The sequence below is a fragment of the Hoeflea sp. Naph1 genome (genome assembly GCF_046837775.1).
Classification (GTDB): domain Bacteria; phylum Pseudomonadota; class Alphaproteobacteria; order Rhizobiales; family Rhizobiaceae; genus Hoeflea.
Genome location: NZ_CP177286.1, coordinates 1,093,742 through 1,108,022 on the forward strand (window position 1 = coordinate 1,093,742; position 14,281 = coordinate 1,108,022).

The window sequence follows — 14,281 nt, forward strand, 5'->3', positions numbered from 1 at the left end:
CTTGCATGATTGCCGGAAGCGCACGCCAATTTTTTGTCACAGATGTAGCGCCAGTTCTCAGGCGCTTTTCAGGATACCATGCTGACGGCCCGGAATTCATCGCAACAAACAAGTGCCGGAACAGGCACACCTCAGCCCCCCGTGTCCAAAAGTTGCCGCACCCGCCTGATGCTGGCAACGGCGCTGACGGGCAGTTTTGTGCTGATGCCGGTTCTGACGGTGTCTGTTAGGGCTGACGAGATTGTCAATTCCGACGAGACCGTGATCGGCTCGGGCGGCGGCACAAAGGGCAGCCCGTGGAATATTGCCGACGATTTATACGTGGGGTCGGGAGGCACCGGCACACTCACCATCTCCGATGGCGGCAAGGTCAGCAGTCGGAAGGGTTCTGTGGGGCGGATCGCAGGTGCGAACGGCACAGTCACGATCACCGGCGCCAACAGTACATGGGAGATAACCGCAGGCAACAGCCTTTATCTCGGTTCCCTCGGTACGGGCGCGACCGGCACGCTGATCATATCCAATGGCGGGCTCCTCCAAGTGCACGGCTCCTTCGCGTCTCTGGGTGCTGGAACCGGTGGCAAAGGCACAGTCACGGTCACGGGTGCCGGTAGCAGCATGGATATAAACGGACCGTTAGTTGTTGGTAACTTCGGTGCCGGCACACTGACCGTTTCGGACGGTGCCTCCGTGGTGGTCAAGGGCGGAGCGGGCACCCTTGATATTGCTCAGTTCGGCGGCTCCTCGGGTACGCTGAATATTGGCGCTGCCGCAGGCGACGCGGCCGCTGCATCGGGGACGATCGATGCGGCTCAAATCAAGTTCGGTGCGGGCACGGGCAAGCTCGTTCTTAATCATACTGACGTGAATTATGTGCTCGATTCCAATATTGCCGGCGCCGGCGTTCTCGAACAGCATTCCGGCACTACGGTCCTGACCGGCAACAACACCTATTCCGGCGGCACGACCATATCCGGCGGTACGCTGCAGGTCGGCAATGGCGGCACCAGTGGCAGCCTGACCGGCAATGTGACCAACAACAGCGCCCTGATCTTCAACCGCTCTGATGCACTAAGCTACACCGGTGACATCTCCGGCACTGGTTCGCTGACCAAGGCCGGCGCGGGAACACTGACCCTGACCGGGGCGAACAGCCACACCGGCGGCACGACCATATCCGGCGGTACGCTGCAGGTCGGCAATGGCGGCACCAGTGGCAGCCTGACCGGCAATGTGACCAACAACAGCGCCCTGATCTTCAACCGCTCTGATGCACTAAGCTACACCGGTGACATTTCCGGCGCCGGGTCGCTGACCAAGGCCGGCGCAGGCACGCTGACCCTGACCGGGGCGAACAGCCATACCGGCGGCACGACAATTTCCGCAGGCACACTGCAAATCGGCGATGGCGGCACAAGCGGCAGCCTGACTGGCAACATTGTCAACAACAGCGCCCTGATCTTCAAGCGCTCCGATGCACTAAGCTACACCGGTGACATTTCCGGCACCGGGTCGCTGACCAAATCCGGCACCGGTACGCTGACCCTGACGGGGGCGAACAGTCACACCGGCGGTACGACCATATCCGGCGGCACGCTACAAATCGGCAATGGCGGCACCGTTGGCAGCCTGAGCGGCAATATCACCAACAACAGCGCCCTAGTCTTCAACCGCTCCGATGCACTAAGCTACACCGGGGACATTTCCGGCGCCGGGTCGCTGACCAAGGCTGGCGCAGGCACGCTGACGCTCTCTGGCGCCAACACCCACACTGGCGGCACCACGGTTTCCGGCGGCAAGCTTGTGGTCAACGGCAGCACCGGCGCCATCACCTTGAATGGCGGCACGCTGGGCGGCTCGGGTACTATCGGCTCCGTTGCCGCCAATTCCGGCAGCACCATCGCGCCAGGCAATTCCATCGGCACGCTCAACGTTGCCGGCAATGCAAGCTTTGCCGCCGGCTCCACCTATGCGGTCGAGGTCGACAAGAACGGCAATGCCGACAAGCTTTCCGCTACCGGCACGGTGACCATCGACAACGGCGCAACGGTCAGCGTTACGGCGGAAAACGGTACGGATAACGGTTTGAGCTATGCGGTGGCGACCACTTATAAGATTGTTTCGGCTGGAACCGCCGTCACCGGCACCTTCGGCTCGGTCAGCGAGAATTTTGCTTTCCTCGATGCTTCGCTCAGCTATGACGCCAATTCCGTCTATCTGAAGCTGTTGCGCAACAATTTCTCCTTCGCCTCATCGGCCACAACGGCGAACCAGCGCGCGACAGCCGGTGCGCTGGACACGCTTGCGTCTGGCAACACGCTCTATGACGCGGTGAGCGTGCTGAGTACGGAAAATGCCCGTTCCGCCTTCGACAGCCTGTCCGGCGAAATTTATGCTTCCGCCAACGGCATGTTCATCCATGACAGCCGCTTTGCCCGCAACGCCGTCAGCAACCGCATTCGCTCGGCCTTCGAAGGGCTGGACGCAACTGCCACGCCGGTGACCGCTTTCGGCGCAACGCCCGGAACCGGCGGCGCGGCCTTCTGGAGCCACGCCTATGGCAGCTGGGACAAGACCGGCGGTAACGGCAATGCGGCCGCCATGGACCACAATGCCGGCGGCTTCTTCCTCGGCGCCGACACGGACATCGCTGGCGGTTGGCGCGGCGGGTTGATGGCAGGCTATGGCAATGCCGGCTTTGATGCCGCTGCCCGCACCTCCTCGGGAAATGCCGACAGCTATACGTTTGGCGCTTATGCTGGCGGCCAGATTGGCCCGCTCGGTGTGCAGTTTGGCGCCAGCTATGGCCTGCATGATGTGTCCGTCAGCCGCACTGTCACCACAGGCACGCTGCGCAACGCCTTGAGCGCGGATTACAGGGCCTCCACGGCCCAGTTCTTCGGCGAGGCAGGCTATTCCTTTGACACCAGGGGCACCCGCTTCGAGCCCTACGCAGGTTTCGCCCTGATCCATCAGCACAATGCTGCCTTCACCGAGACCGGCGGCGCGGCTGCCCTCTCTGTTGCCTCCGCCTCGCAGACGCTTGGCGTCACCACCCTGGGCTTGCGCGGCGCGCGGCAGGTAGCTGTGGGCGACAACTATACTGCCTCGCTCACCGGTTCTCTCGGCTGGTCTCATGTCGTTGGCGATCTGGATGCCGCCTCGACAATGCGCTTTGCCTCCGGCGATGCTTTCGGGATTACCGGCGCGCCGCTTGATCGCGACACCGCGCTGATCGAGGCCGGGCTCAAGCTGTACTTCGACAGCGGTGCAACCTTCAACCTCGATTATCACGGCGATCTGGGCGCCAGGACACAAAGCCACGGACTGGTTGCCAGATTCTCGATGTTGTTCTGAGCCTGAGCCGTCCGGCATCCGAATGGATGCGCGGCGCTGTAGGGTGCAGATGTCGGGAGGTAAGAGATTTCCCTATGGTGCCTGCGAGCGGGCCGAATTGAATTCGAATCCACAAAAAAAGCCCCGAACCTTCCGGATCAGGGCTTCCTGATTGTCGTCAAATTCAGCGTATCCGCGCTAGCCTTCGTCGGCCTTCGTCAGTTCCTCGGTGGTTGGCATCGAGGTGATGTTGAAGCCTGAATCGACATAGTGGATTTCGCCGGTCACGCCCGAGGAAAGATCCGAGAGCAGGTAGAGCGCCGATTTGCCGACATCGTCGATATCGACGGTGCGCCTGAGCGGCGCGTTCTTGCGCTGGTAGGAAAACATCGCCCGCGCATCGCCGATGCCTGCACCCGCGAGCGTACGCACCGGGCCTGCCGAAATCGCATTGACGCGGATCTTGTCGCGGCCGTAATCGGCCGCCAGATAGCGCACGCTGGCTTCAAGCGCCGCCTTGGCGATGCCCATCACATTGTAGTTTGGCATCACCCGCATCGAGCCACCATAGGTCAGCGTCAACAGCGCTCCGCCGTCGCTCATCAGCGGTGCCGCGCGCTGCGCCACTTCCGTGAACGAATAGGCAGAGATCACCATGGTGCGGGAGAAATTGGCCCGCGTGGTGACATCGGCGTAGCGGCCCTTGAGTTCGTTGCGGTCGGAAAAGCCAATCGCGTGGACAACGAAATCGATCGTCCCCCATTCGGCTTTCAGCGTTTCAAACACCGCGTCCACCGTGGCAATGTCCTCGACATCGCACGGCAGCACCAGTTTCGAGCCGACGCTTTCGGCCAGCGGCTTGACCCGGCGGCCAAAGCCTTCGCCCTGGTAGGTGAATGCCAACTCCGCGCCGGCCTCGGCCAGGTGCTTGGCAATGCCCCAGGCGATCGAGTGGTCGTTGGCGACCCCCATGATCAGCCCGCGCTTGCCCTTCATGATGCCTTCCATGCCGCTCACCGGTCGTGGCGCTGGAAGACCAGCGTCGCGTTGGTGCCGCCAAAGCCGAACGAATTCGACAGCGCCGTATCGATCGTGGCGTTGTCGATGCGCTTGCGGACAATCGGCACGCCTTCGAATTCCGGGTCGAGTTCGGTGATATGGGCGCTTTCGCCGATGAAATTTTCCTTCATCATCAACAGCGAATAGATCGCTTCCTGCACCCCGGTGGCGCCGAGCGAGTGGCCGGTCAACGATTTGGTCGACTGCACATGCGGCATGTCGTCGCCGAACACCTCGCGGATGGCGCCGATTTCCTTGCTGTCGCCCACCGGCGTCGAGGTGCCGTGGGTGTTGATGTAGTCGACCCGGCCTTCCACATTGGCCAGCGCCTGGCGCATGCAGCGCACAGCGCCTTCGCCCGAGGGGGCGACCATGTCGTAGCCATCGGAGGTGGCGCCGTAGCCCGTCAGTTCGCCATAGATCTTGGCGCCGCGCGCCTTGGCGTGCTCGAGCTCTTCCATCACCAGAACCCCTGCGCCGCCGGCAATCACGAAGCCGTCGCGGGAGATGTCGTAGGCGCGCGAGGCGGTGGCTGCCTGGTCGTTGTATTTGGATGACATCGCGCCCATCGCGTCAAACAGGTTCGACATGGTCCAGTCGAGGTCCTCGTGGCCGCCGGCAAATACCATATCCTGCTTGCCCCACTGGATCAGTTCAGCGGCGTTGCCGATGCAATGCGCCGAGGTCGAGCAGGCCGACGAGATCGAGTAGTTGACGCCGTGGATCTTGAACCAGGTGGCAAGCGTCGCCGATGCCGTCGACGACATCGCCTTGGGCACCGCAAACGGGCCGATCCGTTTCGGGCTGCCGTTCTTCAGCGTGGTTTCGGCAGCATCGATCAGGGTACGGGTCGAAGGCCCGCCCGAGCCCATGATGATGCCGGTGCGCTCATGGCTGATCTCGGACTCTTCAAGCCCGGCATCGGCAATTGCCTGTTTCATCGCCACATGGTTCCAGGCGCCACCGCGCGACAGGAAGCGCATGGCGCGGCGGTCGACCATGTCGGTCGGATCCAGCGTCGGGGAGCCCCAGACCTGGCTGCGGAAGCCGTGATCGGCAAAATCCTGGCTGAAGCTGATGCCGGATCTGGCGTTGCGCAGTGATTCGGTCACCTCATCCGCATTGTTGCCGATCGAGGATACGATCCCCATGCCCGTTACGACGACTCGTCTCATGATCTTGCCCTTTCCAGTGCAGGGTCCCAAAGCTGGCCGGCTTTCGCCAGCCGGCGCCCGTGGCGGGATGTGTCAGTCGGATTTGTCTTTTGCAAGGCCGACCTTCAAATCGGAGGCTGTATAGATGGTTTCGCCGTCAGCCTTGAGCCAGCCATTGGCGATGCCCAGCACCAGCCGACCGCGCATGACGCGCTTGAAATCGATCCCGTATTCAACCAGCTTGACGTCCGGCGTGACCATGCCCTTGAACTTCACTTCGCCGGTCGACAGCGCCATGCCGCGGCCCGGTTCGCCGAGCCAGCCGAGATAAAAGCCGGTCAACTGCCACATGCCGTCGAGCCCGAGACAGCCCGGCATCACCGGGTTGCCCTTGAAATGACAGGGGAAAAACCATTGGTCCGGGGTAATGTCGAACTCGGCGCGCAGATATCCCTTGTCGAATTCGCCGCCGGTTTCGGAAATATCGGTGATCCGGTGCACCATCAGCATCGGCGGCAGCGGCAGCTGCGCGTTGCCGGGTCCGAACAACTCACCCTCGCCGCAGCGCAGGATTTCCTCGTAGGTGTAGCTTGATTGCCTGTCGACCATGAAAAATGCGTCTCCCAGTTCGCCGTCTTTCCGCGCGGCTTCCGTCGTTGTTGTGCACGTAAGCCCGGTATGGCGCGCACGCTAGCACACCGTCACGCACTGGTGAAACCGGTCCCGCGAAGCACCCTCGAATAGCGGATGAGGCTCGCAAACGAAAGAGGCGAGAGTGCGGAAACTGGGGGCAAGTGCTTGATAGACGCTCTATTGAAAGCATTGACGACAAAAGATATATGGTGGGGACGAGTTTCAAAGGTCCGGACACGCTTGCCCATGCCAATTGTGAAATTATCTCCATCAGCCGATCGCGAGGCGACATTGCGCCTGCGCAAGGCTGGGCTGCGCCCGACGCGCCAGCGGGTGGCCCTGGCCGACCTGCTGTTTGCCAAGGGCGACCGTCATCTGACGGCAGAGGAGTTGCACGAGGAAGCTTCAGGCATTGGTTGCTCCTGCTCGCTTGCCACCGTCTACAACACGCTGCACCAGTTCACCGAAGCCGGCCTGCTGCGGGTGTTGTCGCTGGAAACCGCCAAAACCTATTTCGACACCAATGTCTCCGACCACCACCATTTCGTGGTCGAGGGTTCCAGTGAAGTGCTCGATATCCCGGTCGGCAACATCTCGGTCACCGATTTGCCGGAGGCGCCCGAAGGCATGGAAATCACCCATGTCGACGTGGTCATCCGGGTCCGCCCCAAGGCCTGAGTTTCCGCAAACCGGCTACAGCCCGCAGAGCATCGTTGACGCAGGCAAAAAGCCCGCGACGGCACCTCGTTGCCGATCCTGAGCTGATCGCTCTGGAAATGGCGTTGATTTCGCACTACTAGCTTTAACACATTGTTTTGCCACCCAGCAGGCGCGCGTTATCGTCTCCGGCTGTTGGGCCGAAAGAGGAAAGCCCTATGCCGCATTATCGTTCGAGAACATCCACCCATGGCCGCAACATGGCAGGCGCCCGCGGCCTCTGGCGCGCCACAGGGGTGAAAGACGGCGATTTCGGCAAGCCGATCATTGCGGTTGTCAATTCCTTCACCCAGTTCGTGCCGGGCCATGTCCACCTCAAGGACCTGGGCCAACTGGTTGCTGGCGAAATCGACAAGGCCGGCGGCATCGCCAAGGAATTCAACACGATCGCCGTCGATGATGGCATCGCCATGGGCCATGACGGCATGCTCTACTCGCTGCCCTCGCGCGAACTGATCGCGGATTCGGTCGAATACATGGTCAATGCGCACTGCGCCGATGCGATGGTGTGCATCTCCAACTGCGACAAGATCACGCCGGGCATGCTGATGGCGGCGATGCGGCTCAATATTCCGGTGATCTTCGTCTCCGGCGGTCCGATGGAAGCCGGCAAGGTGATCCTTGAAGACGGCACCGAAAAGGCGCTTGATCTGGTCGACGCCATGGTCGCCGCTGCCGATGACAACATCAGCGATGCAGACGTCACTTCAATCGAACGCTCGGCCTGTCCGACCTGCGGCTCCTGTTCGGGCATGTTCACCGCCAACTCGATGAACTGTTTGGCTGAGGCCATGGGCCTGGCGCTGCCGGGCAACGGCTCGACGCTGGCCACCCATTCGGACCGTGAACGCCTTTTCCGCGAAGCCGGACGCCGGATCGTCGGCCTCGCCAAACAATATTACGATGGCGATGACGCCAGCGTGCTGCCGCGCTCGATTGCGGCTTTCCCGGCGTTTGAAAATGCCATGACACTCGATATCGCCATGGGCGGATCGACCAACACGGTGCTACATTTGCTGGCCATCGCCCATGAGGGCGAGGTTGACTTCACCATGACCGACATCGATCGGTTGTCACGCAAGGTTCCGGTTTTGTGCAAGGTGGCGCCCGCCAAAAGCGATGTTCACATGGAAGACGTCCATCGTGCCGGCGGCATCATGGCGATCTTAGGCGAACTCGACCGCGCAGGCCTGCTCGACACATCCATGGGCACGATCCACGAGAAGACACTCAAGGATGCGCTCAAGAAATGGGATGTGGCGCAGTCGACCGACGAAGCTGTGCATGAACTTTACCGTGCCGCGCCCGGCGGCGTACCCACTCAGACAGCATTTTCGCAATCGCGCCGCTACGAAAGCGTTGATCTCGATCGCGCCGAAGGTGTTATCCGCGATGCCGAGCACGCCTTTTCCCAGGATGGTGGCCTGGCGGTTCTGTTCGGCAATCTGGCCGAGGACGGTTGCATCGTCAAAACCGCCGGCGTCGATGAGTCGATCCTCAAATTCTCCGGACCGGCCAAGATCTTTGAAAGCCAGGATGACGCCGTTTCCGACATCCTGACCGGCAAGGTAAAGCCGGGCGAGGTTGTGCTGATCCGCTATGAAGGCCCGCGGGGCGGCCCCGGAATGCAGGAAATGCTCTATCCGACCAGCTATCTGAAATCGAAGGGCCTGGGCAAAGCCTGTGCGCTGGTCACCGATGGTAGGTTCTCGGGCGGATCTTCGGGCCTGTCGATCGGCCATGTCTCGCCCGAAGCGGCAGAGGGCGGCACCATTGGCCTAGTCGAAAACGGCGACCTCATCGAAATCGACATCCCGGGCCGCAGCATTCATCTTGCCGTTGACGAGGCGACACTGGCGGAGCGCCGCGTCAAGCGCGAAGCCGAAGGCTGGAAGCCCGAAAAGCCGCGCAAGCGGAAGGTCTCGACCGCACTGAAAGCCTATGCCTCGATGACCAGCAGTGCCTCGAAGGGCGCCGTGCGCATTCTTTGATGTATCGGCTTTGACGGGCCAGCTCTAGTGAGAGTGGAAAGATTGATCAGCGGGCGCGTGTGCCGCCCGCTGGCAGCCTGTGCCTATCCGTGTGCCAACAAATCAAGAATGGTTTGCAGCGCGCGACCCGGTTGACGGGGGAGATGTGGTCCTTGGTGCTGGCGCCAGCAGGCGACCATCCTCACCCCGATAATTAGTTGAATGCCTCGCCGGGATAGGCGCCCCAGATTTCACTCTGCGCTATATAGCCGCTGACACCATCGGCGCTGGCTTCGCACCAGCTGCCGTCGCACGCATCGACTTCCACCACGACGCCGGGTTCAAGTCGGGCCACGATATCGGCGTTGGGACGGCCTTCGCGGTGCATGTTGATAAAGCTTTCCTGCCCGTCAGCGGTTTTCCACGGCGCGGCGATGCCGGTACGGCGCCCTGAAAGCAGAGACTGGTAGACCCAGCCCTCGGTGCCTTCAGCGTCGCGCACCCGCCGCCAGTTATCATATTCCTGGATCACTTCCATCGGCACACCGGGCTTGGTGTAGAGCCAGGCCACCGCATAGGCGCGGCCCGGTCCGATCCGCAAATTCACCCGCTTGGCTTTCAGGCTGACAAATCGCGGCAACGGCAGCCCGGTACCGCTCTTGGCGTTGGCGGCGCTTTGCGCCAAGGCTGTCGATCCGCCATCGACCATAGGGCTTGCCGCCAACGCGGCAATGGCGAGGCAGGCTGCGGAAATCAGGGAAAGGCGACGCATGACTCACACCTTTTTCATTGGGCGCCATACCGGCGACGCCGCGAAACTTCTGGTACCCGGTTGCGGACCACGCCCCGAAACGGGCGTTTGTGCGACCGGGCGCGTCAATTGCAGGCGGCGGCCTTGGCGGCGCGCGGTTTGCCTGCGCAATTTAAACAGCAATCCCCGGGGTGTTCGGATTGTCATCGCCGGAGGGTCTGTTAGAAAAAGCATAACGCAAATCCCACTGTCGCCGAGTTTGGTTAAAGAGCTCTCAACGTCAGGCCTGAACTAGATGCAAAACCGAAAAAAACCGAAGGTCTATATCACCCGTCGCTTGCCCGACCAGGTGGAGACCCGTATGCGCGAGTTGTTCGATGCCGAACTCAACATCACCGACGAGCGACGTACACAACCCGAACTGGTTGCCGCCATCCGCTCGGCCGACGTTCTGGTTCCCACCGTCACCGACAAAATCGATGCCGCGCTGATCGAGCAGGCAGGTCCGCAGTTGAAGCTGATTGCCAATTTCGGCAATGGCGTCGACAACATCGACGTCGAGGCGGCGCAGAAGCGCGGCATCACCGTCACCAACACCCCCAACGTGCTGTCTGAGGACACCGCCGACATGACCATGGCGCTGATGCTGGCGGTGCCGCGGCGGTTGATCGAAGGGGCCTCGCTGCTTGTCGGCAATGGTGGCAGATGGAAGGGCTGGTCGCCGACCTGGATGCTGGGCAACCGCATCGGCGGCAAGCGGCTCGGCATCATCGGCATGGGCCGTATCGGCACCGCCGTCGCCCGCCGCGCCAAGGCCTTCGGCCTGTCGATCCACTATCACAACCGCCGCCACGTCGATCCCACCACCGAAGAGCAGCTCGAGGCCACCTATTGGGACAGCCTTGATCAGATGTTGGCGCGGGTCGACATTGTCTCGGTCCATTGCCCGTCGACCCCGGCGACCTTCCATCTGTTGTCGGCACGGCGGCTCGACCTGATGAAGCCTGGCGCTTATATCGTCAACACCGCCCGCGGTGGCATCATCGACGAGGACGCGCTGATCAAGGCGTTGCGCGATGGCCGGCTCTCGGGCGCGGGGCTCGATGTGTTCGAGCATGAAACGGCGGTCAACAAGCAACTGGTAAAACTGGCCGCTGAAGGCAAGGTGCTCTTGTTGCCGCACATGGGCTCGGCCACCATCGAGGGCCGCATCGATATGGGTGACAAGGTGATCATCAACATCCGCACCTTTTTCGATGGTCACCGCCCGCCTGATCGGGTGCTACCGTTCAGGAACTGAGAATTCGAGAAGGGGGCGGCAGTCTACTTTTGCATCTGCGGACTTGAGTCGAGCCGCAAAAGTACACGGCCCCGCTCAGCGCAAAAAAATCACTGCTTGCGGCTGTAGCGGATGGTCTGAAAGCTCGCGGCCAATCCGTCATAGAGCAGCAGCCGGCCGATCAGTGGTTCGCCGGCGCCAGTAATCAGCTTGATCACCTCCATCGCTTCCAGGGTGCCGATTACCCCGGTCAGCGCGCCGACCACGCCGGCCTCGGAGCAACTTGGCACCAGCCCCGGCGGCGGCGGCTCGGGAAACAGGTCGCGGAAGCGCGGGCAGGGCCGTCCCTTGTCGTCCTGCTGATAGGGCGCGAGTACCGTCACCGAGCCATCGAACCGCCCCACCGCCGCCGTCACCAGCGGAATATTCAGCGATTCACAGGTGTCGGCCAGCAGGTAACGGACCTCGAAATTATCCGAGCCATCGACCACCATGTCATAGGCGGTCAGGATGTCGACGGCGTTGTCGGCGGTGAGCCTGAGGGTGTGAGTGACTACCCGCGTATGCGGGTTGAGCCGGGCAATCGCATGTGCCGCGCTATCGGTCTTGGCCATTCCGATGTTGGCGCTGTCATGCAGGATCTGTCGTTGCAGGTTGGACAGCGACACTTTGTCGTCGTCGACCACCCCCAAAAGTCCGACACCGGCCGCGGCCAGATAGTTCAGCACCGGCGATCCGAGCCCGCCGGCGCCCAGCACCAGCACCCGCGCCGCCTTCAGTTGCTGCTGGCCGCTGCCGCCGATCTCCTTGAGCACGATGTGACGGGCGTAGCGCGCAACTTCTTCGGGGCTCAGATGGGTCTCGTTCATGTCGCTCTCCATACCCGCTGGGTTCAGCTCCTTACGGGGCCTCAGCTCTTGTGCGGCGTCACCTGGTTGTCGGCCACTGAAAACACCTGACCGCGCTCGCCCAGCGCCGCAAACATCGCCGCGTCGGTGCCGGTCATGAAGGCCTGGCAGTCGAGCGCCTCGACCAGATCAAACAACGCCGCGCGGCGGCCTTCGTCAAGATGCGCGGCGATCTCGTCAAGCAGCAGCACCGGGGCATGTCCGGTCATGCTGGCCACCAGTTGGGCGTGGCCCAGAATGATGCCGATCAGCAACGCCTTCTGCTCGCCCGTTGATGACAGGGCCGCCGGCATCGCCTTGGCCCGGTGCTCGACCATCAAATCCATCCGGTGCGGGCCCGATAATGTTCGCCCGGCGGCCGCGTCGCGGCTGCGCCCGGTTTTCAGCTGCTCAAGGAACATCGCCTCCATGTCGCTGGCCGACCGCAGGTCTGCTGCTTCCAGAAACCCTTCCAGCCGGACTGCGGCGGCGGGAAATGCGCTGTGTGCGGCGTTGCTTTCGATCAGGTTCGACAACAGGCTTACCACCTCGCGCCGTGCCATCGCCATGGCCACCCCGAGCTCGGCCATCTGCGTCTCCACCCCGTCGAGCCAAGTCGGATCGATCCGGCCTTCAGACAACAGCTTGTTGCGCCCGCGCATGGCGCGTTCGTAATTCAGCGCCCGGCTGCCATGGGTCGGGTCCACCGACAGAACCAACCGGTCCAGAAATCGTCGCCGGTCGCCTGCAGCGCCGGTGAACAGGCCATCCAACGCCGGTGTCAGCCACAAAAGCCGCAAATGTTCGAGTAATTCGTCGGTCGCGCGTGCCGGTGCGCCGTTGAGCCGCACCTTGCGGGAGCCGGAATCCTCGCCGCCCTCCACCCCGGTGCCGATGTCGACTGGTCCGGCCATGCCCTCGAGGCCGGCAAACACGCTGAACCCGGCACCCGGCGCCGACCCGGCCATGATCATGTCGCCATAGGCGGCGCGCCGCAGGCCCCGGCCCGGGGTCAGCAGCGACACGGCTTCCATCAGGTTGGTCTTGCCCGCGCCATTGTCGCCCACAAGCACCACGTGGCGGGCGTCAAGCGTCAGCGACAGGCTCGAATAATTGCGAAAGCCGCTGAGCTTCAATCGCTCTATGTGCACTTTCGCGACCATGCCTGTCTCCGCTCAGTCGCGCCGCGGCAGCGGGCCGGTTGCCGAATTGAGAGGCAAGGGCCTACACGCGCATCGGCATCAGCACATACAATGCGTCGTCGCCGGCCGTGTCGCGCACCAGTGTCGGCGAGCCCGGGTCGGCAAGCATGAACACCGCGTCGGTGCCCGACAGCTGATTGGTGATGTCGAGCAGGTATTTGGCATTGAAGCCGATTTCCAGCGGATCGCGATCATAACCGACCGCCAGTTCTTCCGTTGCGCTGCCCGAATCGGGGTTGTTGACCGTCAGCGTCAATTGTCCGTCGGCAATTGCCAGCTTGACCGCGCGGCCACGCTCCGAGGAGATCGTCGACACCCGGTCGACAGCCTGCGCAAAACTCTGGCAATCGACCGTCAATTCCTTGTCGTTGCCGGTCGGGATCACCCGCTGGTAATCGGGGAAGGTGCCGTCGATCAGTTTCGAGGTCAGCACCACCGAGCCGATGGTAAAGCGGATCTTGGCGTCGGAAACCTCGATCGTCACCGTCACGTCCGGATTGTCGACCAGCTTCTGCAATTCGCCAACCGTCTTCCGTGGAATGATGATACCCGGCATGCCTTCAGAGCCCGCGGGCGCATCAACATCGGCGCGCGCCAGCCGGTGTCCGTCGGTGGCAACCGCACGCAGCTTCAGCGCGCCGTCATTTTCGATCGTGTGAATATAGATACCGTTGAGATAGTAACGCGTCTCTTCGGTCGAAATCGCGAACTGGGTGCGGTCGATCAACATTTTCAATTGCGTTGCCGGCAGCCGGAAGGTGTGGCTGAAGGCACCCGCGGTAAGGTCCGGGAAATCCGATTCCGGCAGACATTGCAGCGAGAATTTCGAGCGACCCGAGGCCACCGTCATCGACGCGTCGTCGGGGTTGGTTGCCAACAGCACTTCCGAACCGTCCGACAGCTTGCGCACGATGTCATAGAGCAGGTGCGCCGGCACCGTTGTCGAGCCTGCCTGCTCGACCATCGCCGCCGTCGCCTCGGTGATTTCCAGATCCAGATCGGTGGCCTTCATGTCCAGTGTCGCGCCCTCGGCCTTGAGCAGCACATTCGACAGGATCGGAATGGTGTTGCGACGCTCGACCACGCGGTGAACGTGGTTCAGCGATTTCAGAAGGTTGGAACGATCGAGTGTGACACGCATGATCTGGTTACCGCTTGGCTGGGGGCCAGCGCTGGCGGCGCGGGCCGGTCAATTCTGTCTTGTCAGGCTTATGCCTATAGCCAGGCACAGAGAATCGACGCGACGCGCGTCCGGCCTGGGCCGGCAAAATGGCAGATTATGCCCCTGTCTTG

11 protein-coding genes are annotated in these 14,281 nt (G+C 62.1%); 4 read left to right on the top strand and 7 right to left on the bottom strand.

Going from position 1 to position 14,281, the window contains the following annotated elements:
- Positions 1-141 precede the first annotated feature (141 nt).
- Positions 142-3,357 (top strand): autotransporter domain-containing protein, encoded by a 3,216-nt coding sequence (locus ACK6D9_RS05180; RefSeq protein WP_412050891.1) that lies wholly within the window; start codon positions 142-144, stop codon positions 3,355-3,357.
- Between the two features lie 177 nt (positions 3,358-3,534).
- On the opposite strand, the gene fabI is transcribed toward ACK6D9_RS05180, so the two are convergent.
- The 3 genes from fabI to fabA all read right to left on the bottom strand — a co-directional run bounded on the left by fabI (position 3,535) and on the right by fabA (position 6,158).
- Complete coding sequence (gene fabI / locus ACK6D9_RS05185; RefSeq protein ID WP_267656237.1) at positions 3,535-4,344, bottom strand: enoyl-ACP reductase FabI; 810 nt, start codon at positions 4,342-4,344, stop codon at positions 3,535-3,537.
- Between the two features lie 5 nt (positions 4,345-4,349).
- Complete coding sequence (fabB, locus tag ACK6D9_RS05190) at positions 4,350-5,570, bottom strand: beta-ketoacyl-ACP synthase I (RefSeq protein ID WP_322990573.1); 1,221 nt, start codon at positions 5,568-5,570, stop codon at positions 4,350-4,352.
- Positions 5,571-5,642: 72 nt separating this feature from the next.
- Positions 5,643-6,158 carry a 3-hydroxyacyl-[acyl-carrier-protein] dehydratase FabA gene (gene fabA / locus ACK6D9_RS05195; protein ID WP_322990572.1) on the bottom strand — a complete coding sequence of 172 codons (516 nt, stop codon included), beginning with the start codon at positions 6,156-6,158 and terminating at the stop codon, positions 5,643-5,645.
- A gap of 270 nt (positions 6,159-6,428) precedes the next feature.
- Between fabA and irrA the strand changes: the two genes are divergently transcribed.
- Positions 6,429-6,860: an iron response transcriptional regulator IrrA gene (gene irrA, locus ACK6D9_RS05200; protein WP_322990571.1), complete on the top strand. Its 432-nt coding sequence runs from the start codon at positions 6,429-6,431 to the stop codon at positions 6,858-6,860.
- Between the two features lie 197 nt (positions 6,861-7,057).
- Positions 7,058-8,890, top strand: coding sequence for a dihydroxy-acid dehydratase (gene ilvD / locus ACK6D9_RS05205; protein ID WP_412050892.1), 1,833 nt, complete (start codon positions 7,058-7,060; stop codon positions 8,888-8,890).
- 193 nt (positions 8,891-9,083) lie between these two features.
- Here the strand turns inward: ilvD and ACK6D9_RS05210 are convergent, their stop codons facing one another.
- Positions 9,084-9,641 carry an SH3 domain-containing protein gene (locus ACK6D9_RS05210; RefSeq protein WP_412050893.1) on the bottom strand — a complete coding sequence of 186 codons (558 nt, stop codon included), beginning with the start codon at positions 9,639-9,641 and terminating at the stop codon, positions 9,084-9,086.
- Between the two features lie 274 nt (positions 9,642-9,915).
- Here ACK6D9_RS05210 and ACK6D9_RS05215 point away from each other — a divergent pair, with 274 nt between their 5' ends.
- Entirely contained in the window at positions 9,916-10,920 is a 1,005-nt protein-coding gene (locus tag ACK6D9_RS05215; RefSeq protein ID WP_322990895.1) for a D-glycerate dehydrogenase, read from the top strand.
- 89 nt (positions 10,921-11,009) lie between these two features.
- Here ACK6D9_RS05215 and moeB read toward each other — a convergent pair whose 3' ends face one another.
- The 3 genes from moeB to dnaN form a co-directional block, all read right to left on the bottom strand.
- Positions 11,010-11,780: a molybdopterin-synthase adenylyltransferase MoeB gene (moeB, locus tag ACK6D9_RS05220; RefSeq protein ID WP_412050894.1), complete on the bottom strand. Its 771-nt coding sequence runs from the start codon at positions 11,778-11,780 to the stop codon at positions 11,010-11,012.
- Positions 11,781-11,809: 29 nt separating this feature from the next.
- Positions 11,810-12,949 (bottom strand): DNA replication/repair protein RecF, encoded by a 1,140-nt coding sequence (gene recF, locus ACK6D9_RS05225; RefSeq protein ID WP_412050895.1) that lies wholly within the window; start codon positions 12,947-12,949, stop codon positions 11,810-11,812.
- Between the two features lie 61 nt (positions 12,950-13,010).
- Positions 13,011-14,129: a DNA polymerase III subunit beta gene (gene dnaN / locus ACK6D9_RS05230; RefSeq protein WP_412050896.1), complete on the bottom strand. Its 1,119-nt coding sequence runs from the start codon at positions 14,127-14,129 to the stop codon at positions 13,011-13,013.
- Positions 14,130-14,281: the final 152 nt, after the last annotated feature.

Coding starts and splice junctions, on each gene's coding strand:
- fabI (WP_267656237.1), bottom strand. CDS start 4,344: ATGGAAGGCATCATGAAGGGCAAGCGCGGGCTGATCATGGGGGTCGCC.
- fabB (WP_322990573.1), bottom strand. CDS start 5,570: ATGAGACGAGTCGTCGTAACGGGCATGGGGATCGTATCCTCGATCGGC.
- fabA (WP_322990572.1), bottom strand. CDS start 6,158: ATGGTCGACAGGCAATCAAGCTACACCTACGAGGAAATCCTGCGCTGC.
- irrA (WP_322990571.1), top strand. CDS start 6,429: ATGCCAATTGTGAAATTATCTCCATCAGCCGATCGCGAGGCGACATTG.
- ilvD (WP_412050892.1), top strand. CDS start 7,058: ATGCCGCATTATCGTTCGAGAACATCCACCCATGGCCGCAACATGGCA.
- ACK6D9_RS05210 (WP_412050893.1), bottom strand. CDS start 9,641: ATGCGTCGCCTTTCCCTGATTTCCGCAGCCTGCCTCGCCATTGCCGCG.
- ACK6D9_RS05215 (WP_322990895.1), top strand. CDS start 9,916: ATGCAAAACCGAAAAAAACCGAAGGTCTATATCACCCGTCGCTTGCCC.
- moeB (WP_412050894.1), bottom strand. CDS start 11,780: ATGGAGAGCGACATGAACGAGACCCATCTGAGCCCCGAAGAAGTTGCG.
- recF (WP_412050895.1), bottom strand. CDS start 12,949: ATGGTCGCGAAAGTGCACATAGAGCGATTGAAGCTCAGCGGCTTTCGC.
- dnaN (WP_412050896.1), bottom strand. CDS start 14,129: ATGCGTGTCACACTCGATCGTTCCAACCTTCTGAAATCGCTGAACCAC.